The organism is Paenibacillus mesotrionivorans (assembly GCF_046098205.1).
Taxonomy (GTDB): Bacteria; Bacillota; Bacilli; order Paenibacillales; family NBRC-103111; genus Paenibacillus_AR; species Paenibacillus_AR mesotrionivorans.
In genome coordinates this window covers 102,026-122,903 of sequence record NZ_JBJURJ010000017.1, presented here as the reverse complement: position 1 = coordinate 122,903, position 20,878 = coordinate 102,026, and the positions used below count along the sequence as shown (strand labels likewise).

The following is a 20,878-nucleotide window of genomic DNA, read 5'->3' as shown; positions in this document are numbered from 1 at the left end:
CATAGATGCTTATTTTGTTCAAAAGTTTCCCCCTCCGCTCCACCACCGCTCCGCCGCCAACTAACAAAGCCCGGTTGGGCTTTCGCCCGCCAACCTGCTATGATAGAGCAAGCATAACGACTTACCACTCACCTGCTGGGGAGGGGCTCATGTTGAACACACTCCGGTTCTCCCGGTTGCGCAAAAGCATCTTCGCCAAATTTGCCTTTTCCTTTATTACCGTTGGCCTGATTCCGCTGTTGGTGCTCAGCTTTTTCGCGTTGAACACCTTCGGCAATTACATGGAGCGGTACTCCATCAACAGCTTCGAGCAGATGGTCCTGTACGCAGGCAAAAACGTAGATGACTTCTACACCAAATACAACAATATCTCCAAGCTGATGTATACCTTCGGCCAACAGGGAAGCTACGGCCAATTCGGCAGACTGCTGGCGGAGCAGAGCACACCTAAGGACTACCAGCTGACGGCGACCGTGGATGACTTCCTGCATACGGTGGTGGCCACGGATGTCCACATCCGCAGCGCCGCGTTTGTGTTTCCGGATGGCAGCTACCAGGATGTCAGTCGGGACGGGAGCCGGATCGACTTCCGCTCCCAGTTCCCGCCGTCTGACTGGGGAGGGACGCTGGCCCGAAATCCCAAGCAGCTGATCATGTTTCCCACCCATCACCAGGATTATTACCCAGGCTCCGGCACCCAGGTCCTGACCTTTGCCCGTAATCTCATTGATGTGGTAGGCAGCCCGGGGCTGGACGGGAATGTGGTGGGCAGTCTGTATATGGACATCTCCTTAAGCGCATTCGATGAAATCTTCCAATACCTGACCATCAGCCAGAAGGACGGCATGTATGTGATGGACGAGTCCGGACGTATCCTCTACAGCAACAAACATGATGTTATCGGACAAATGTTTCAGCCTGTTGCCGACTCCGAGGAGTATCACTATGTGCAGCATCTGATGCCCAATTCCGCCTGGAGTGTGGTAGGAGAGGTCAACAAGGATGAGCTGTTCGGCCGGATCAACGCCATCAAAAGCACCATTGCCATTGTCATCGGCCTTTGTATTCTTTCGCTGGTGATTGTGGCCGTGTGGTTCTCTAATAATCTGTCCAACCCCATCCGGACCATCATCCGGCACATGGCGCGGGTGGAGTCCGGCAATTTTGACACCCAGGTACAGGTGAGGTCCGCTGACGAAATCGGAATGCTGGCCAGAGGCTTCAACAAAATGACCGACCGCCTCCAAAGCTACATTGACGAGGTGTATGTGGCCCAGATCAAGCAGAAGCAGGCGGAACTCACCGCCCTCAAAAGCCAGATCCGGCCCCATTATTTGTACAACACCCTGGAGGTTATCCGGATGAGCGCGGTCGCCAACGATGATGAGGAAGTGGCCGATATGATCATCGCCTTGTCCCGACAACTAAAATATGTGCTGGATTACGGGGAGGAAACGGTCACTCTGCTGGAGGAAAAGACCAATATTGAGCAGTATTACCGGCTCATGGAGCTGCGCTACGGAGAGCACCGTCTGGCTATGGACATGCGGATCGACGGGGAGACGCTTGGCTGCCTGCTGCCTAAGCTTACACTCCAGCCGCTGGTGGAGAATGCCATCTACCACGGCATCATGCCAAAAACCGGCAAAGGCACCATCCGCATCACCACGGAGGCGGAGGAGGAGAGGCTGATCATTACCGTGGATGACGACGGTACCGGCATGACGGAGGAGCGTCTGGAGCGGCTGCGGGAGAAGCTGAAGGGCCACCCCCCCGCAGAGCCGAGCGGAGGCGGCGGGATCGGTGTCAAAAACGTGCATGACCGGATTACTGCCCTTTATGGGCCGGAATATGGCATAAAAATCAACAGCACACCCAATATCGGCACATCCGTGCGGGTGATTCTACCTTATCAGAAGGAGGCGGCGGACAGTGATAACGGCACTGCTGGCGGATGACGAACCGATTATTATCAAGGGACTGAAGAAGCTGATCCCCTGGGAGCAGCATGGCATACAGGTGATCGGGGAGGCCTATACCGGGCGCGGGCTTCTGGAGCTGATGGAAAAAGCGGAGCCGGACCTGATTATCACCGATATCAGCATGCCGGATGGCACCGGGATCGATGTGCTGAAGGAAATCGGCCGCCGCGGGCTGAAGACCAAGGTGATTTTTATCAGCGCCTACCAGGAATTCTCCTATGCCAAGGATGCACTGGCTCTGGGTGCCGTGGACTATCTCGTAAAGCCCATTGAGAAGGGGCTGCTCCTGTCGGCGGTAGAGCGGGCGGTGGCTGCATTGGAGGAAGAGTCCGAGGGCAAGCGGTTCAAGAGCAAGCTGGCGGTTTACGAGCATAAGGACCGGAAAACCCGGCTGGAGGAGCTGTTTGACCGGCTCCTAGACGGAGATATCCGCAAGGAGGAAGCCGAGGAGGAGCTGCGGACGCTGGAGGCGGGCTGCGTGTATGAAAGCTTCACCGTGCTCCTGCTGGAATCCGAGCTGCCTGCCGAGGATACCCGCTGGGGCGAGCATGAGAAGCGGCTGCTGCTTTTTGCTGTGGGCAATATGGCGGAGGAGCTGCTGCGGCGGGAGCTGGCGGGGATCGTTCTCCGCAAGGGTGACCGGTTATGCGCCGTCGTCAACCACCCTCCGGGATTGATACTTACAGCCCTCGCCCAGGACATGATACGCAGCGCGGCCAGCTATCTAAAAGTAAATTTGTCCGTAGGAATCGGCCAGGAACAGCCAGGGCCGGAGGGAATCAAGGCCTCCTACCGGGCCGCAACCCAGGTTCTGACCCGGATTTTTTTTGCCGGCGGCGGAGGAGGAGCGGTGCTGTATGACCGAGAGGAAGGCGCTGAAACCAACGGCGTTTCCGAACGGGAGATGACCGATGCCCGTCAGGAAACCCTTCAGGCTTTTCTGGCCCGGGACCCGGAGCGGATGGAAACAGGGCTTGGCCTTCTGTTCGAGCGGATGGAGCGGTATGCCGGGGGCAGCAAGGACAAGGCGGTGATGGCCGCGTATGCAACTGTGGTGGAATGGGCGGAGGGGCTGGCAGGCTTCGGCGTTTCCCTGGATCAGGGGGAGCCGGAGATGCAGCAGCATCTGAATGCCATGCGGAGCACTCGCCGGTATGATGGGCTGAAGGACTATGTGCGGAATGTTGCGGAGCAGATTTTCCGGCGGATGGAGTCGGGCAGCAGCGGCAAGGAGGCCCAGCAGCTGGTCACCGTAAAGGCCTATATCGAAAACCATTATATGGAGAATATTACGCTGGAGGGTGCCGCCTCCAAAATTTTTATGAATCCCTATTACTTCAGCAGCTTCTTCAAAAAGCATACCCAGATGAATTTCAAGCAGTATCTGACGGAGATCAGGATGAAGGAAGCAGTGAGGCTTCTGCTCCAAACGGACCTGATGGTCTACGAAATCGCCGAGCGGGTCGGCTACAACAATTCCAGGCAGTTCAGCGACATGTTCAAGAAGCACTTCGGCAAGCTGCCCCAGGAATACAAGGCCCAGGGCACGCCTAAAGGCTGACCTGGAGAAAACTCCGGCGATAACAATAAAGGGAGAGACTGTCCGGTCAAGTCTCTCCCTCAAAAGGGGGATGGATATGCGGCTGTTGAAGCGTTATAGAGATACTGTGTTCACGCGGCTTATTCTTTCTTACACAATCTTCACCCTTATTCTGGTGGGGGTGGCAGGGGGATATTTGTATTCCCGGGCCAACCGTCTGATGCTGGAGGAAATTGCCAAGGAAAGCGACAACCGGCTGCAGGCGGTCCAGAAATATGCTGAGGAGACGCTGCTGCGCCAGTATGAGGAGAGTGTGGAGAACAAGGCCAAGTCCACTTACTATTTTAACGGCAAATCGGATTTGAGCTTCTTTCTGGAAAATGGGTGGGAGAATAACCTGTACCGGATATCCCAATTCCGGGAGGAGCTGATGTTCCAGAAGCAGTCCTTGGAGGGTGTGGCGGCGGTTACCGCTTTTTTCAGCAACCGGGATTATGCGGTGGACAGCAATAATTTTTATATGACTGCAGATAATTCCACGGACAAGGAATTCTTGGGCCAGGTAGCAGAGCTGCCGGCGGGCCAATGGTTCGGCAGAGTGCTCAGCGACGGCAAGGAAGTGCTGACCTATGTGACCAAGCTTCCGTATTACAGCATCAATGAGCCGGCCAGAGGATATTTGTTCATTGATGTGGAGCGGAATTACATATATAACGCAGTTGCCCGGATTATGAATGACTCCGGCAGGCTGTACATTCTCGGTCCCGACGGCAGCACGGTTTTCAACAGCGGTGAATCTCCTGATGATGAGCTGGCGATTGTACAGACGGCTATGCAGGCCGGTACCCCTGTTAACGAATTTTCCAGCGGGGAGGACCGGTATGTGCTGGCGCAGCTCAAAAGCACCGACAATGACTGGACCTATGTGATGGTCCGGCCCTTAAACGCGTTTGCCCTGTCCACCAAGGCTTTTCAAACCCAGCTGTTTGCCTGCGGACTGGCAGTGCTGGTTTTCGGCCTCATAATCTCCTATTTTATGTCCAGGCAGCTGTACACTCCCTTGAAGGGGTTGATCCAATACATCCGCGGTGTTTATCAGCAATCCGGAGCGGGTCAGGGTAACCAGGCGTGGATAAATGAATACGCATACATCGGGAACGCCTTGAGAAATATGGACGAGAAAATCGGGCTATTGGAGGCCAAATCCAAACGCAGCGAGCTGCGCAATCTGGTGCTTGGCGCCCCCATGGGGCTGGAGCAGATGGATATGCTGCCTACGGGCTACAGGTATTGCTCGGGTTACATACGTTTGCTTGCGGGCGGTTCCGGACCTCTTCAGGAATATTACGACCAGCTGGAGCACCACATCCCCGGCATCTTTATTTCCCTGAACCAGTCGGAGGCCGCCGTTATTTATTACACCCGGGAGAATGGGGTGGAGCAGGAGCTGGTAATCCAGCAGGAGCTGACCCGGCTGCAGAGAGAGGTCAAGGCGGAAATCTGCTTCGGCGGAGCAACGGGAAGCTGGGCGGAATCCGTGGAGAATATCCCGCTTTCCTTTCAGGCAGCCCGGATGGCCTACCGGTACTGCTTCTTTTATGGAACTGACGCGATTATCCGGTATACCTCCCTGCAATCCTACACCCCAAGACCGCTGATGTTTTCCTTCGAGCAGTACCAGCATATCCTGAAGGCCGGGGATATTCCCGGCACCAACCGGTTTATTGACAGCTTCGCGGAGGTGTTAAAACAGAGTATACAGTTGGAAACGGTGGAGCTGGCGCTGCTGCAGATCTCCTCGGCCATTTATCAGGTGGTGATCGAATTGGAGCTGCAGCTTCTTATTCCGCCCTCCAATCTGTTTGATGAGCTGAAGAAGGATACCCTGGATGCAACACTGGACAATATCCGCAGTCTTTCCGTGCAAATTGCCGCCCATGTGAAGGAATCCGGAAACCAGGCCCATGCCGAGGTGGTTCAAAAGCTGAAGGCCTATATCGACGAGCATCTGGAGGATAACCTGTCCCTGAACATCTTGTCCGAGGTGGCCAATCTGGCACCCGCTTATGTATCCACGCTCTTCGGCGAGGTGATGAAGGAGTCCTTCACCGATTATGTGACCCGGGTCCGGCTGGACAAGGCCGCTGCCATGCTGCGGGAGAACAAGGAGCTGTCCGTTACCGAAATTGCCAGCCAGGTCGGGTACAAGAATGTGCAGTATTTCCACAACAAGTTCAAGCAAAAATACGGGGTGACCCCTGTTCAATACCGCCATGCCATGAAATCCTAGGCTTTATACTCTGTTCCTGTGAGAATTTAAAAGAAATTGCAAGCCCAATTAAAAGAAAACGCAATGATTTGAATGGTTTTACAATTGAAAAAACGCTTTCATGTTTGTATATTTATGAGCGAGGAGTGGAGGCAACAGAAACAATACGTGAGGTTGAAAGGAGAATGAACGCATGAACCCGGAGCATGCAACAGGTGCAGGCAGCATTGAAGGGACCGCAAGCCGGAAGACATCCCCGAAAACAGGCGGGGTTTGGACACAATATGTACGGAACAGATATTTATTCCTGATGTTGTTTCCGGTCCTGATCTGGTATGGGGTGTTCGCTTACGGTCCCATGTACGGCATCCAACTGGCATTTAAGGATTATATGATCCGAGACGGCATTTGGGCTAGCCCTTGGGTTGGATTGAAGCACTTTGAATATCTGTTTTCCCTGTCCCCGGATTTCTGGCATATTATTGGAAATACGCTGATTATCAGCGCCTACCACATTATCTTCGGCTTTCCGGCGCCTATTATACTGGCGCTTCTGCTGAACGAAATCCGTTTTCCCCTGTTCAAAAAAATCGCCCAAACGATTTCCTATCTGCCCCACTTTTTATCGTGGATCGTCATCGGCGGTATCCTGATCTCTCTCTTGTCCCCCGGGACAGGCGTCATTAATTATTTCATCAAGATGCTTGGATTTGATCCCATCTACTTCCTGGGGCAGGAGAAATACTTTCGCTTTACCCTGGTCACCTCGGCCATCTGGAAGGAAGTGGGCTGGGGCACCATTATCTATCTGGCGGCCTTGGCGGGTGTGGATTCCCAGCTGTATGAGGCGGCCGTATTGGATGGGGCCAACCGCTGGAAGCAAACCCTGCATGTGACCATACCGGCTCTTTTGCCTACCATTGCCATTCTTCTGATTATGCGGGTCGGAGGCATACTTGACGCGGGCTTCGATCAGATTTATACCCTGTATTCACCGGCGGTTTATGGCGTTGCCGATGTGTTGGATACGTATGTATACCGGGTGGGTCTCCAGGGCATGCAGTTCGGCATGACCACAGCCGTGGGTCTGTTCAAGAATATCATCGGACTTGCACTGGTTCTGTCCACCAATTATATCGTCAAGAAAATGGGACAGGAAGGGCTTCTGTGATGCGCAGAAGGGTGTGGATGCGATGAAAATGTCAGCAGGAGAAAAGGTGTTCCAGGTTTTTCTGATTTTGTTTTTCACCATTCTAAGTGTGGCCATGATTTATCCGTTTTTGCATGTGCTCTCCATCTCCTTAAGCACCGCCAAGGAAGCGCTGCGGCCGGGTTTGCATTTTTTTCCGCATGAAATCTCGTTATTCGCCTGGAAAAAGGTCTTTACCACCAATACGGTGTGGCTGGCCTTCGGCAATACAGTTTTCCGGACGGTGATGGGGACATTCCTATCCCTGATCGCCATGTCCTTGGCCGCTTATCCGCTCTCCCGGAAATACTTACCGCACCGCAGCTTTTATATGACGTTCATTATCATCACCATGTTTTTCAGCGGGGGGCTGATTCCCAGCTACCTCTTGATCAAGTCCCTGGGACTGGTGGATTCCCGGTGGGTTCTCATCATTCCCGGCTTGATCAGCACCTATTCCATGTTTATTCTCCGCAATTTCTATATGGGGATCCCGTCGGAGCTGGAGGATTCGGCCAAAATGGACGGGGCCAACGATATCCGCATTCTGTTCAGTGTGATCATTCCTCTCTCCAAGCCGGTATTGGCCACCTTGGCCCTCTGGTCTGCAGTGGGACACTGGAATGCCTGGTTCGACGCGCTGATCTATCTGCAGGACCCGGACAAGATTGTGCTGCAAACCTACCTCAGACGGCTGGTTATTACCGCTGAGGGGGATCCGATATTGCCTCTCCGCACACCGGATATGGAGCCTGAAACTGTCAAAGCGGCGGTAATCATGTTTACGGCACTGCCGATTCTGATCCTGTATCCATTCCTGCAGCGTTATTTTGTCAAAGGTGTTATGGTGGGATCGCTTAAGGGGTAAAGAGACCGGTTTAAGCGGCGCGTTCCAGTGGGCGCCCGTCTAAATAATACTCGCATTCAAAACGGGAGGAATAAACACAATGGGTCAAAGAAAAAAAGCTGCTGCTGCCGCTACGGCGGTGCTGCTGTCGGCATCCCTCATGGCAGGCTGCAGCGGGGATAAAAATTCAACCGCTTCCTCAGCCCCCGGCTCCACGGCCAAAAGCGAGAAGCCCATCGAGATCGTCATTGCAAACAACTACAACGCTCCAGAGACAGACGACAACTATGTCCAGAAGAAGCTGGAGGAAAAGCTGAATATCAAGATCAAAAATGTGAAATACGAACGCAGCAGCTGGCGGGAGAAGTTTAGCGTCCTGTTAGCCTCCGGCGATGTGCCCGATTTGTTCCCGGTAGACGTTACCGAAACGGATATGGTGCAATGGGCGGACCAGGGAATTATCGCTCCCGTGCCGGTGGAGGACATTAAGCAGTATATGCCCAATTACGTGAAGGCCTTGGATGCAGTTGACAATACCGCTTGGGAAATCGGCTTGTACAAAGGCCAGAACTATGGGGTGCCCCGGGTCTACCTGGGCGGGTTGAACGGCTTTCTGCCGGCTTACAATGAGCAATGGCTGAAGAAAATCGGTTATACCTCCACACCCAAAACACTGGCCGAGGTGGAGGATGTGCTGAACAAGTTTGTCAACAATGATCCCGACGGCAACGGCAAGAAGGACACCTACGGTCTGGGCGGCAGAGGAAAGCTGACCAATCAGCTGTTCCCCAGCATTTTTGCAGCCCATAATGTGGCTCCTTACCAGTTCCGGCTGGGCGCCGACGGCAAGGCGGAGTATGGCGGCGTGTCCGAAAGCTCCCGTGCCGCTCTGAAGCTGCTGGCCAAATGGTACAAGGCCGGATATATTGATCCTGAATTCATCACCTCGGATAATAACGAGAACAATGTGAAGGTGGCCAACCAAAAGATCGGAATGCTGGACAATGTTCAGCCCGGCAACACGTATCTGGAATCCGGCTACATCGGCAAAGCTGCCTACGAGAAGGGTTTGAGCTATATTCCCGGCTCCATCGTCTCTACGGACGGACAGCTCCATGCTGTAGCCTACGGTGCCCGCCAGGCGCCTATCCTGATTGGAACGGATGCGGTGAAGGACAAGGCCAAGCTGGCCAAGATCCTGCAACTGCTGGAATATGTGTCCACAACCGATGAGGGCTGGCTGCTCACCCAATACGGAGAAGAAGGCAATACCTACACCAAGGATCCGCAAACCAATCTGGTGACAGCCAGTACAGACCCTAACAAAGCAGGCAACAAGGTGGGCGCCTCCGGCTTTTACAATATGCTGGGCGGTGTGGACCGGTCCAAGACCAAGTTTAATACCAAGCCTGTGTATGATGAATTGGCCAAGAAATATTACACCGATCCCGGCATTAAGCTGATCACCGACCTGATCGGGCCTACCTCCTTGACCAGCAAGCCGAAATACTGGACCAATCTGCAGACCCTTCAGGACAGCTATTTCATTAAAGCGATTCTGGGTGAAGTCAATACGGACGGCGATTTCGATACCTACAAGGCCAATTGGCTGAAATCCGGGGGCCAAGAGGTGACCAATGAAGTAACCAAGGTATACGAGGACCGCAAGAAAAAATAAGGATAGGGCAGACAGAGGACTGGAGCAGAGTATTGGTGTTCCGGTCCTTCTGCATATCCGATACCAATAGAAAGGACAGGATGTGCACCATGAAAGGGCAGTTGAAGGTTTATCCGGCTCCGGCGGAGGCTACAGCCAATTCCGATTATGCGGTTCGGGTCAGAGTGCCGGATGGGGAATGGCAGGAGCTGTTTACGTATGAGGTCCTGGTGGATATGCATCAGGTGCGGAAATCCAGTATGGTCACCTTTGATTTTGTGGGCGCCGTAGAGATGGAGGTGCTGTGCCGCAGGGGAGCTCCCCGGGAGGTGGAGCTTAGGCCCAAGGCACTGGGGATTGTTCCGCAGCTGGAGGGAGACATGGTTCTGTTCCGGCTGGACCACCCTTGCAAGCTGAGTGTGGAGACGGATGGCGACAGGTTCCATAATCTCCATGTGTTTGCTAATGGCTTGGAGACGGACGCGCCTCAGCCGGAGGATGGCGGTGTGGTATTCATTGCACCGGGAGTGCATAAAAGTGCCGATCTCGTTGAAAGATTGAGTGGAAAGGGGAGCGGCGGTCCCGAACCAGCGGTTCTTTATTTCGGGCCGGGTTTTCACCTGCTGGAGGAAGGGCTTTTGGCAGTCCCCTCGGGTAAGACTGTGTATCTGGCAGGGGGTTCTATGGTTGTTGGATCCATGCTGTGCAAGCATGTAGAGGATGTCACCATACGGGGACGGGGAATGATCTTCTTGCGGGATATTGCCAAAACCACCTATTGGCGGAGCGTGCAGATCGATTTTTCCCGGAATATCCGGGTGGAGGACATTATATCTGTTGATCCTCCCCATTACAGCATCCATCTGGGCCAATCGGAGCAGGTATATATCCGCAATTTCAAATCCTTCAGCACCCGTGGCTGGTGCGACGGCATCGATATGATGTCCTGCAGGGATATCGTCATTGAAGATGTGTTCCTGCGTACCTCCGATGATTGTATTGCCATCTATGGCAGCAGAGGAGACTTCAATGGGGATACACGGTCCGTTATGGTCCGCAATTCCATTCTGTGGGCGGATGTAGCCCATCCGGTAAACATCGGCTGCCACGGCGATCATGGCGGCAATGGGGATATCATAGCGGACATTCATTTTGACCAGATTGATATCCTGGAGCATCATGAGCCGCAGGACGGGTATTGGGGCTGTATGTCCATTAATGTAGGGGACAAGAATACTGTCCGGGACGTCAGCTTCCGCAATATCCGGGTGGAGCCCTTCGAGCTGGGCCGTCTGATCGATATCCGGGTGCTCCAAAATGAAAAGTACAACCCCTATCCCGGCCAGGGGATCCGCAATGTGGAATTTGAGAATGTCAGCTTCGACGGGGAATGTCCCCATCCATCGGTCATCGAAGGTTATGACGAGACTCGCACCGTGGAGGGCGTTGTGTTCCGCAACCTGCGGATTCACGGGCAGACTGTCCTGACACCGGAAGCAGGCAGCTTCGTCATCGGCCAGCATACACACCATATTCGATTTGAAGAATAAGCGGGGAGGTTTGTTATGAACAACAAGCAGCATAAGCGGCTCCACAAACTATGGAGTCTGCTGTTGGCGGTAACACTGGTAGCAGCATATTTGCCATTTGGCCAGCAGAAGGCGGAGGCGGCAGACGCTGCCCCTGCTGGCTCGGATAAGGTAGTGATTACCTCTGTCACCTCTCAGGAAGGGTTCACCCATCCGGGTATCAGCCTGACCAAAGAGATTCTGGAGAATGCCAGGGCACAGGTGATCGCCAAGCAGGAGCCCTGGTATTCCTATTACGTGACCATGAGCCAATCTGCATATGCCTCTAGCACCTTCTCCGCCAATATATTCGGCAGCGCCAATGCGGATGGCACGGATAATCCGAAGAAGCGCAGTGTGAACAGCAAAGGCGAGTTTGTGGCCGACGGATTAAGAGCCTATACACAAGCACTGATGTATGTGTTTACCGGAGAGGATAGCTATCGGGCCAATGCCATGCGGATCATTCGTTTGTGGTCCCAGATGGACCCAACCCAATATGCCTATTTTACCGACTCCCATATCCATATGGGGGTGCCTCTGAACCGGATGGTAACCGCTGCCGAAATTCTCCGTTATTCCGGGGCCCCCGGGGAGGACCCGAAATGGGCATGGACGGAGGAGGATACAACTCATTTTACAACCAATCTGATTACGCCCATGATCGAAACCTTCTGCCATTTTAACGATAAGTTTATGAACCAGCATTTATATCCGCTGCTTGGCGCCGTTGCGGGTTACATCTTTAGTGACAATGCGGATAGGTATGCAGAGGGTGTGGAGTGGTTTACAGTCAATGCCACGGCTCCCGACCAAGGACAGAATGGGGCCATTATACGGTTATTCCGGCTGGTGACGCATAATGAGAGCACTGGAGAGCCTCTGGAAACGCCCAGAGTCCAGCATGTGGAGATGGGACGTGATCAGGCCCACGGTGCGGGAGATCTTACCAATGCGGAAATTTTGGCCCGGCTGCTGGAGGCTCAGGGGACGAAGGTGGATCCAGAATCGGGTACCATCTCCACTGCGGGAAACGCTGTAACCGCTTACGCGTTTCTGGGCAACCGGATTCTTGCCGCATCGGATTATTTCGCCCGGTTTATGCTGGGGCATGATACCCCGTGGACACCTGTCATCGCCCGTTATGACAATGGTGTTCCCATTGTGTATCAGATTCTGTCCGGTAACTATCGGGGGCGGATCGGCGGCAATGTGTATGGCCAGTATTATTACTACAAATACAACCTGGGTTTGGATCTGGAAAAGGAAGCCCCGTATTATGCCGATATGTTCCGGAAGCGCCATATGTTCTGGTGGGAATCTCCTGATGCGGGAGCCGATTATTGGCTGTTTATTCCGGCGGAAGCGGCCGGAGAAGGCGACTCCACATTGCCGAAGGTATCCTCAAGCGGCTTGCAGGAGATGGAGTACCGGACGGCCACGGATCTGAATGGCGGGGAGTATGCTGCGGTCGGAACCGATGAGGGCGGAGCCTCTTATGTCCGAATTCAGGCAACGGCGGAGGGCAGCCGGGTATCGTTAGTGGCCTCCGGCACAACCTTGAAGACGGTGGCATTGAAAGTGCGCACCAATGGCACGGCCCGCTTAGAGCTGAATGGCTGGAAAGACAACGGGATAGTGCTGCCGGATACCAAAGGACAATGGCAATATGCGGTCCTCAACATGAATGAATTTCAGGGTCTGGGGGATCTGATTTATCTTAAGGCAACCGGAAACGGCACGTTTGTTGATATTGACCATATCCTTCTGGATGCGGCGGCGCAGCTGACACCTCCAGCTTTTGCGGCGGGCAAATCGGACTTGAATTTGTACGCTTACACGGGCTCACAAGCAACCCTCACCTATGATTTCTCGGCTGGGGATGCGGGAGCGGGAGAGCGTGTACGCTATCAGATGGACAACAAACCTGAGGGAGCTATGTTCGATGAAGCTACAGGGGCCTTCTCCTGGAAGCCTGTACAGCCGGGAAGCTATTCCCTGGTGGTCAGCGCCGGTGATGGGACCTCTGTAATCGCCAGATCAGTCACCATTACAGTGGCCAATGATCGCCAAGGAGCGGTGACAGCGGCTATTGCTCCGTATAAACCGGAGACTCATTATATTTCTGTCACATTGGAAGCTTTTCAAGCAGAATATGCGAAGTCCCTCCAAAAGCTGCAAACAGCGGCGGATGAGGAATTTTATAGGCAGTTATTCCAATTGGACAGCGCGGTCCGGGGGCTGCGGCTGCTGACTCCGCTTATGGAAGACGGGAGTATGGATTATGTCAATATGGTTGTCACCTCCACCTTTGGCACTCAAATTGCCAGTTTGGTAGACAATGCTCCCGACAGCTTCGCAGGTTATTATCTGACAGGTGACCGCAGCTTTATTATCGACTTCGGAGCAAATTTCAAGGTTTCCGCCGATGCTGTTAAGCTTCAGGTGAGAGCCGGATTTCCGGAACGGATCGGCGGGGCAGCCTTATACGGCTCCAATGACAGAGAAAGCTGGATCCGCTTGACGCCTGGGCGAACGGTTGCAGCCGATGATATGCAGGAGCTGCAGGTGAGCGGGGAGCTGCGGCAGAATCAGTACCGGTTTCTGAAGCTGCATATGAATGATGCGCCTACCAGCACCATGTTTGAATTATCGGAGCTGCGGATTATCGGCACCCGCCATGAAACCCATAACAAGCTGGCATCGGTCTCCGTCACTTCCCCCCAAGCTGTCCAAGGCCGGGTCAGCACCGGAGATACGGTGTCCGTTTCCTTCACCTCCACCGAACCGGTAACGGGTGTGCAGGTGGCCATCCAAGGACGGCAGGCGGCAGTTATTTCACCGGACCAGCGGACATGGACGGCGTTTGCGACAATGGACAGCACAATGGCTATGGGCAAAATAAGGTTTGCCATCGACTACAAAACGGCCGCAGGCATCTCTGCGGATACGGTGATGTTCACCACGGACAATTCATCGCTGTATTACATCAACCGGTCCGGATTCCTGGATGTTTCCAAGCTGGCTTCCGTCACTGCCTCCAGCGCGGGCTATGGCAGCGGAGGTCTGCCGGCAGACAAGGTGGGTTCCCTGCTGTTTGACGGCAATCCGGCCACCTTCGGTGATCTTGCTGCCGGTACCGATGCCTATTACACAGTGGACTTTGGCGAAGGGGCTTCCGTCCGCCTGAACGGTGTGGTCTTGATGCCAAGAACCGGTTATGCCGCCCGGATGAACGGCGTTGTTGTGAAGGGCTCCAACGATAATGCAGTATGGACCGACCTGACTCCGGCTGTATCCGGGGCGGCGGACAATGCCTGGACCTATATCAACGGGGAACAGATCAAGGACGGGAGTGCTTACCGCTACATCCGAATTTCCAACAGCGGGGCATGGAGCGGCAATATTGCGGAGGCAGAACTGTACGGCGAATATGACATTCCGGATATCAGCTCCAAGGTGCTGGGGCCGGAGGGTTACACCAGACTCAGCTATTATCTGTATAAACAGACGGCCGACCGTATTGTGGAAGCCTTCGGTCAGCCAGGTGCCAATAAGCTGGAGCTGCTGAATGAGCTGAAGGAAGGGGAGAAGCTGCTGGTCTTAAGCACTACTCTGCCGTCGGGATCGGAGAAGGTTGCGCTTGCTCCGGATATGGTAGCGGCTTCGCATAAGTCATGGGGAAGCTCCACAGATAACCGCGCTGCCAACGGCTGGAGGGCCTTCGACGGCAACACGGTTACCTATACGGATAATGAAAGCAATCCCGGCTGGATCGATGTGGATTTGGGAGCGGGCAATGAAAAGGCATTAACCAGCTTCAAGTTTTATCCCAGACCAGGCAGGGCAGGCAAACCGGCCAATGAATATGTCAGCCGGGTTAACGGGGCGGTTCTGCAGGGTTCCGCAGACGGTGTCTCCTATGTCAATCTCCACACCATCAGCGGCGCCAGCGCATTGGAATGGTATACAGTTGCTTTAAGCGGCGGAGCTCCATACCGATATCTGCGCTATTATTCGCCGTCGGGAGGGGCCAATGTTGCGGAGCTGGAGTTCTATTCCGGCGTTTCCATTGACAAGACGCTGCTGGCATATTTGATTGAGAAGTCGGCCGATTTGAACATTGAGCTGTACACAGCTTCCAGTCTGCTGGCCTTCCAAACGGCTCTGGAGGCAGCGGATGAGGTAAATAACAGCAGCGGCTCCAATCAGACTAAGGTGGATCAAGCTGTTACGGAGCTTCTGTTGGCACAGGGCAATCTTGCGTACAAAGAAGGCGTGCCCTTGATCGCCCCTATTCCGGATGTGTCGGCAGATGCGGAAACCCGGATAAGCTTTACGGTCCGGACGTTGAACAATATGCCGGGCACCCTATATTCAGTGAATCCGCTTCCCGCAGGTGCGTCTTTCGACCCCTCCACCGGCGGGTTTATGTGGACCCCCACCAAGGAACAAGGAGGAGTATACAAGCTGGTTTTCACCGCAACTGCAGGCATCTACTCCACCTCGGACACGGTCCATATTACCGTGAGGGGAGCGCCGCAGCTGGAGCAGGTCGCCAATGCGCAGCTGACAGCAAGACAACCGTTCACCTATCAGGTTACGGCATCTGATCCGTCCGGCCAGACCTTGGTGTACCAGGCGCTGCATGTGCCGCAGGGTGCAACGTTTAATCCTGCCAACGGTACGTTATCATGGACACCGCAGCAGACAGATTACGGAAGCCATACGGTTACCTTTGTCGTCAGCAACACCCAATATTCTGCCACCCAAACCTTGAGCCTGGAGGTAGGGCTTCATATTTACCCTGCCGGAGATTATACCCGGGGCAGCTATTATGGGTATCAGCAGGAAGCGGAGCGGATTACGGCTGAATTGGCGAAGCCGGGAGCAAATATCCAGCAGCTGCTTGCGGAGCTGGCGAAGGCGGAGGATTCGCTGGTGCCTAACCCTTTGTCAAAGTATGCCTTTGAGGGGAATCTGGAAAATTCCTTCGGAGCCGCCTCTGCAACAGGCATAGGTTCGCCCGTTTATGCGGAAGGACGGCATGGGCAGGCAATTCAATTGAACGCACCGGATCAGCAGTATCTGCAGCTGCCTCAAGGGCATGCTCTGGCCGGTTATGACGAAATGACAGTGGCCTTTTGGGTATATTGGACTTCGGGAGGCCAATGGCAGCGGATCTTCGATTTTGGCAATAGCACCACCCAATATATGTTCCTGACGCCGCAGTCGGGCAATAATACCCTGCGTTTTGCCGTGAAGAACGGAGGGGCGGAGCAGGTGGTCAATACGGATCAGCTTCCGCTTCAGCAATGGGTGCATGTGGCGGTTACTCTGGGCGGCGGCAATGGCAGCATTTTTATTAACGGAGTGGAAAAAGCATCCGCACCCGTAACCATTAAACCGAAGGATATCAAAGCAGGGCTGAATTATCTCGGAAAAAGCCAATTTGCGGCAGATCCGCTGTTTAGCGGCAAGCTTGACGAGCTTGTGATTTACAACCGGGCATTGGATGGGCAGGAAATAATCCGGCTGTACGAAGGGAATGCAGCATGGCGGGATGACTCTCTGCTGGAGCTCCTGCTGGCGGAGGCGGCAGCGCTTGAGCCCGGGGATTATACGGACAGCACACGGTCAGCACTTCAGACGGCCGAGTCTGCCGGGCAAGAACGGCTGCATGCCGCCGCCAGCACGCAGCAGCAAATCGACGAGGCCGCCGGAAGCTTGCGGCTAGCGCTGGAACAATTGGAGAAGCTTCCGTTTATCGAAAGCCTGAAGCCTCTGGAGGTTCGCACTGCGGTAGGCATACCGCCTGAATTGCCAAGTGTCGTCGACGCGGTTTACAACAATAAGACGGTTCTGCCCGTTCCGGTGGTTTGGAATCATGTGGACCCGGTGTTGTACAGCGTTCCGGGGAGCTTCAGCGTCTCAGGTGCTGTGTATGGAACAGCATTGCTAGCTGCTGCTCATGTAACAGTGGTAGATCCCGATGCGCCGCTGCCTGCGGCGGATCAAACGCCGCCCTCGGCACCTGCCGGGTTAACGGCCACGTCCGTCACCACCAGCTCATTGGTCCTAGGATGGACGCCATCCACCGACAACGTGGGTGTCACCGGATATGAAGTGTACCGGAACGGACAGTCAGCAGGTACGGTAACGGCCTCCACTTACAGCTATACCTTTACCGGTTTGGCATCGGGCACTGCCTATACCTTTAAGGTGGCGGCATTCGATGGGGCGGGAAACCGTTCTGCAAGTGACGACTTTACCGCCAGGACGAATTCCTCCGGAAGCGGCTCCCAGGGTGGCTGGTCAGGTGGTGCAGGCAGCACGTCCGGTACAGAAGCAGGGACGGTTGTGGAAGGCGCACGGATCAAGATAAAACCCGCCGTAAAGAACGGAGCGGCAGAAGCCCTGTTGGATGCGGCTAGCTTGAACAAGGCACTTGCTCATGCGGCAGAGGCCCAGGAGAAACGTCTGCTAATTGATCTGGCGCCGGAGGGGCATGCCGCCTCCATCTCCTTGGAGCTTCCACTGGAGGCCTGGACCAAGGCCTTCAAGCAAGAAATTGATGTCGTAATCGTTCAAACCAGCCTCGCGACCTTGAACATACCGGTTCAATCCTTTGCCGGACTAACCGGGAAATGCAGTCTGATATTCTCCTTAAAGACCGGGCCTGCTCCGGAATGGCCGGCTGCACTCCATCAAGCGCTTCATGAAAAGCCGGTGCTTGAGATCAGCATCTCGGCTGATGGGAAGCCGCTGGAAATCCTCACGCCCGGCGGTGATATAGAGGTGCGTATTCCGTATACGCTCCAAACCGGGGAGTCCCGGCACAGCCTGGTGGCGGCATCTGCCGGTCAGCAAGGACGTTTGGACATTGTCCGCCAATCCAAGTATGAAACCGGAACCGGAGAGCTTGTTTTCGCCATGAAAAAGCCCGGCATCTACGGTGTGGCCGTATTTAACTCAGTCTTCAAGGATCTGGGAGATTACGGCTGGGCCAAGGATAGTGTGGATGCTTTGTTTGCCCGCCGGATTATCGATGGAATAAGCCAGGAGCATTTCGCACCGGGGGCTGCTGTCTCCAGGGCAGAATTCCTGAAGATGATGCTGGAAGCCTTCGGCCTGCTACAAACAGGTCAAACCGCTTCCTTTACGGATGTAAGGGCGGGCGAGTGGTATTCCGACTCCATCGCATCAGCACAGACACTCCACATCATCAACGGTTATGAGGATGGAAGCTTCGGTCCCGCTCAACCGGTGACCCGGGAGGAAATGGCCGTGCTGGTGATACGGATTCTGAAAGCGGGAGGAATAGAGCTGCAGCCCACCCGAAGTGGAACAAATTTCCAGGACGGCGCCCAAATCGCTGATTACGCGGTGGATGCGGTAAGAAGCCTGAATGAAGCCGGGGTGATCCAAGGCCAGGACAGCGGTCGTTTCTCCCCTAGGTCCCCAACAACCCGTGCGGAGGCTGCCGTGATAATCACACGCATCCTGGGTTTGGAATAGTCACTTAGCAAGCAGAGTGTCTCATCGGATTGCAGCAGGTGGGATACTCTGTCTTTTGCTTTTATGAAGGGAGGTGAGGAGGGAGTAAGGGATTAGTAAGTGCCGGATAAGGTCCGGAACTGAATCGAAGGAGAGGATGAAGCAATGAAGAAGAAGTGGCTTGTATTCACCGTTATTTTGAGCCTGTTGGTTGGAGGAATGGCCGGATTGGTGGGGGAAAAGAGGGCCGAGGCGGCCCCAGCGGCTTTTGCCCATCCCGGTCTGCTGCATACCCAGACGGACCTGGACCGGATGAAGCAAATGGTCAACGCAGGTACGCAGCCTTATCTGGAAGGTTGGAACCAATTGGTCAATAGTCCCTTGTCCCAAGCGGGATGGACGCCCCGTGCTGCCGCAACCATCATCCGCGGCGGCTCAGGGGATAATGTGGCTCTGTTGTTTAATGATATTGCCCGTGCCTACCAGAACGCCCTGCGCTGGAAGATCAGCGGCAGCACCGCCCATGGGGATACAGCACGGGATATTCTCAACGCCTGGTCCTCTACCCTGACCACACTGTCCGGGAATGCGGACCGGTATTTGGCCTCCGGGCTCTACGGGTACCAGCTGGCCAATGCGGCGGAGCTGATGCGGGATTATCCCGGGTTTAACCTGACCCAGATGCAGAGCATGCTGTTGAACGTATTTTACAAGCCGCTGGTGGAGCGTTTCCTCATCGGCAATGAATATGGCAAGGACCACAATGACGCCTATATCCAGAATTATTGGGCCAACTGGGATCTCGCTAATATGGCGGCAACCGTTGCTATCGGAATTTTCTGCGACCGGCGGGATATTTACGATATGGGTGTAGAGTATTTCAAACATGGGGCGGGGAACGGCTCCATCTACAATGCAATTCCTTTTCTCCATCCCAACGGGCTGGCCCAATGGCAGGAGTCCGGGCGTGACCAGGCGCATACCCAGCTGGGTGTGGGACTCATGGCCGTCGTCAACGAAATGGCCTGGAATCAGGGAGAGGATCTTTACGGTTGGGCCAACAACCGTTTCCTGCGTGCAGCAGAATATGTGGCCAAATACAATAACGGAGATGACAATGTTCCCTTTGCCGCTTATGAATGGGGCTCGGGCACCAACGGAGCAGTGCAGACCCACGCGGTAATTTCCGCTGACAACCGCAATGAATACCGGTCCATCTGGGAAATGATCTATAACCATTATGCCAAACGCAAGGGGCTTTCCGTGCCCAACATTGCGGCAAGAGCGGCTCTGGTAAGACCGGAAGGCGGACCGAACATTCAATATCCCTCCACCTTTGACCAGTTGGGCTTCGGTACCTTACTGTATACCCGGCCAGCGGGCGGGGGCGGTACGGCTGCACTCCCCGAAGGGAATATTCCTGACGGCATATACCGCTTCTCCTTACGTCTGGACGGCAAGGTTATGGAAGCGGCCGGAACCGCCGGAGGTGCGCAGGTGCGCAAGTCCACCTACACGGGAGCAGCCCTCCAGCAGTGGACAGTGACCCATCTGGGCGGTGGCCAATACAGCATTAAGAACACCCAGAGTGGCTTGGCTCTGGAGGTGGCAGGAGGTTCATTGGAGCATGGGGCCAAGTTTGTGTTGGGGTCCAGTAACGGCGGGGATAACCAGAGGTTTGCCTTTATCCCCACCGGAGCGGGGTATCACCGGATTACGCCGGTGCAATCCAATAAACCTGCGGATGCAGCGGGCAATAACACTGCCGAAGGCGCACTGATCCAGCAATGGCGGTACGTGCTGGGAGCCAACCAGCAATGGAGAGTGGAGCCGGTTGCGGTGAACGTCCGCCTGCAGTCCTTTAATTATCCGGACCGTAATGTCCGCCACAGCAGCTACCGGGTCCGGCTGGACGCCAATGTGTCTCCGGCTGCTGATGCCCAATTCAAAATGGTTGCCGGACTGGCGGATGCTGCCGGTATCTCCTTTGAATCCGTCAACTTCCCGGGCCGTTATCTTCGGGTTCGCACCAATGGAGAGGTATGGCTGGACCTGAATGACAGCACCGCCGCCTTCAAGAACGAGGCTACCTTCCGCCGGGTCGCGGGTTTGGCCGATCCGCAGAGAGCCTCCTACCAGACCTGGGCGGACTCCGCCAAATACCTGCGGCATACCAACTATCTGCTTTATGCCCAGGCTGGCACGGAAGCCACCTTCCAGGAAGATGCCACTTTCAGGGAAGTGAGTCCTTAAAAGAATAAAAAAATAACAAAATACAATAAAAATATATTGTTAATCGATAAATCGGATGCTACAATCAACATGACAT

General features: G+C 54.5%; 9 protein-coding genes. All 9 read left to right on the top strand.

What is annotated here, in order from left to right; translation table 11 throughout:
• Window positions 1–149: 149 nt before the first annotated feature.
• The 9 genes from ACI1P1_RS23360 (at window position 150) to ACI1P1_RS23320 (ending at window position 20,802) form a co-directional block, all read left to right on the top strand.
• Window positions 150–1,958 (top strand): cache domain-containing sensor histidine kinase, encoded by a 1,809-nt coding sequence (locus ACI1P1_RS23360; protein WP_416218867.1) that lies wholly within the window; start codon window positions 150–152, stop codon window positions 1,956–1,958.
• Entirely contained in the window at window positions 1,933–3,543 is a 1,611-nt protein-coding gene (locus ACI1P1_RS23355; RefSeq protein ID WP_416218866.1) for a response regulator, read from the top strand. Before ACI1P1_RS23360 ends, ACI1P1_RS23355 begins: the two co-directional genes overlap by 26 nt.
• A 76-nt stretch (window positions 3,544–3,619) precedes the next feature.
• A complete protein-coding gene (locus ACI1P1_RS23350) occupies window positions 3,620–5,812 on the top strand; it encodes an AraC family transcriptional regulator (RefSeq protein WP_416218865.1) in 2,193 nt (730 codons plus the stop codon).
• 172 nt (window positions 5,813–5,984) lie between these two features.
• The gene (locus tag ACI1P1_RS23345) at window positions 5,985–6,962 is read left to right on the top strand and encodes an ABC transporter permease (RefSeq protein ID WP_416218864.1); all 978 of its coding nucleotides are present in this window, start codon (window positions 5,985–5,987) and stop codon (window positions 6,960–6,962) included.
• Between the two features lie 22 nt (window positions 6,963–6,984).
• Window positions 6,985–7,848 (top strand): carbohydrate ABC transporter permease, encoded by an 864-nt coding sequence (locus ACI1P1_RS23340; RefSeq protein ID WP_416218863.1) that lies wholly within the window; start codon window positions 6,985–6,987, stop codon window positions 7,846–7,848.
• A 79-nt stretch (window positions 7,849–7,927) separates the two neighbouring features.
• Window positions 7,928–9,505, top strand: a complete 1,578-nt coding sequence (locus tag ACI1P1_RS23335) for an extracellular solute-binding protein (RefSeq protein WP_416218862.1) — start codon at window positions 7,928–7,930, stop codon at window positions 9,503–9,505.
• An 89-nt stretch (window positions 9,506–9,594) separates the two neighbouring features.
• On the top strand, window positions 9,595–11,034 hold the full coding sequence (locus ACI1P1_RS23330; protein ID WP_416218861.1) for a glycosyl hydrolase family 28 protein: 1,440 nt from the start codon (window positions 9,595–9,597) through the stop codon (window positions 11,032–11,034).
• Between the two features lie 15 nt (window positions 11,035–11,049).
• Window positions 11,050–18,570, top strand: coding sequence for a LamG-like jellyroll fold domain-containing protein (locus ACI1P1_RS23325; protein WP_416218860.1), 7,521 nt, complete (start codon window positions 11,050–11,052; stop codon window positions 18,568–18,570).
• Window positions 18,571–18,714: 144 nt separating this feature from the next.
• Complete coding sequence (locus ACI1P1_RS23320; RefSeq protein WP_416218859.1) at window positions 18,715–20,802, top strand: AbfB domain-containing protein; 2,088 nt, start codon at window positions 18,715–18,717, stop codon at window positions 20,800–20,802.
• Window positions 20,803–20,878 lie beyond the last annotated feature (76 nt).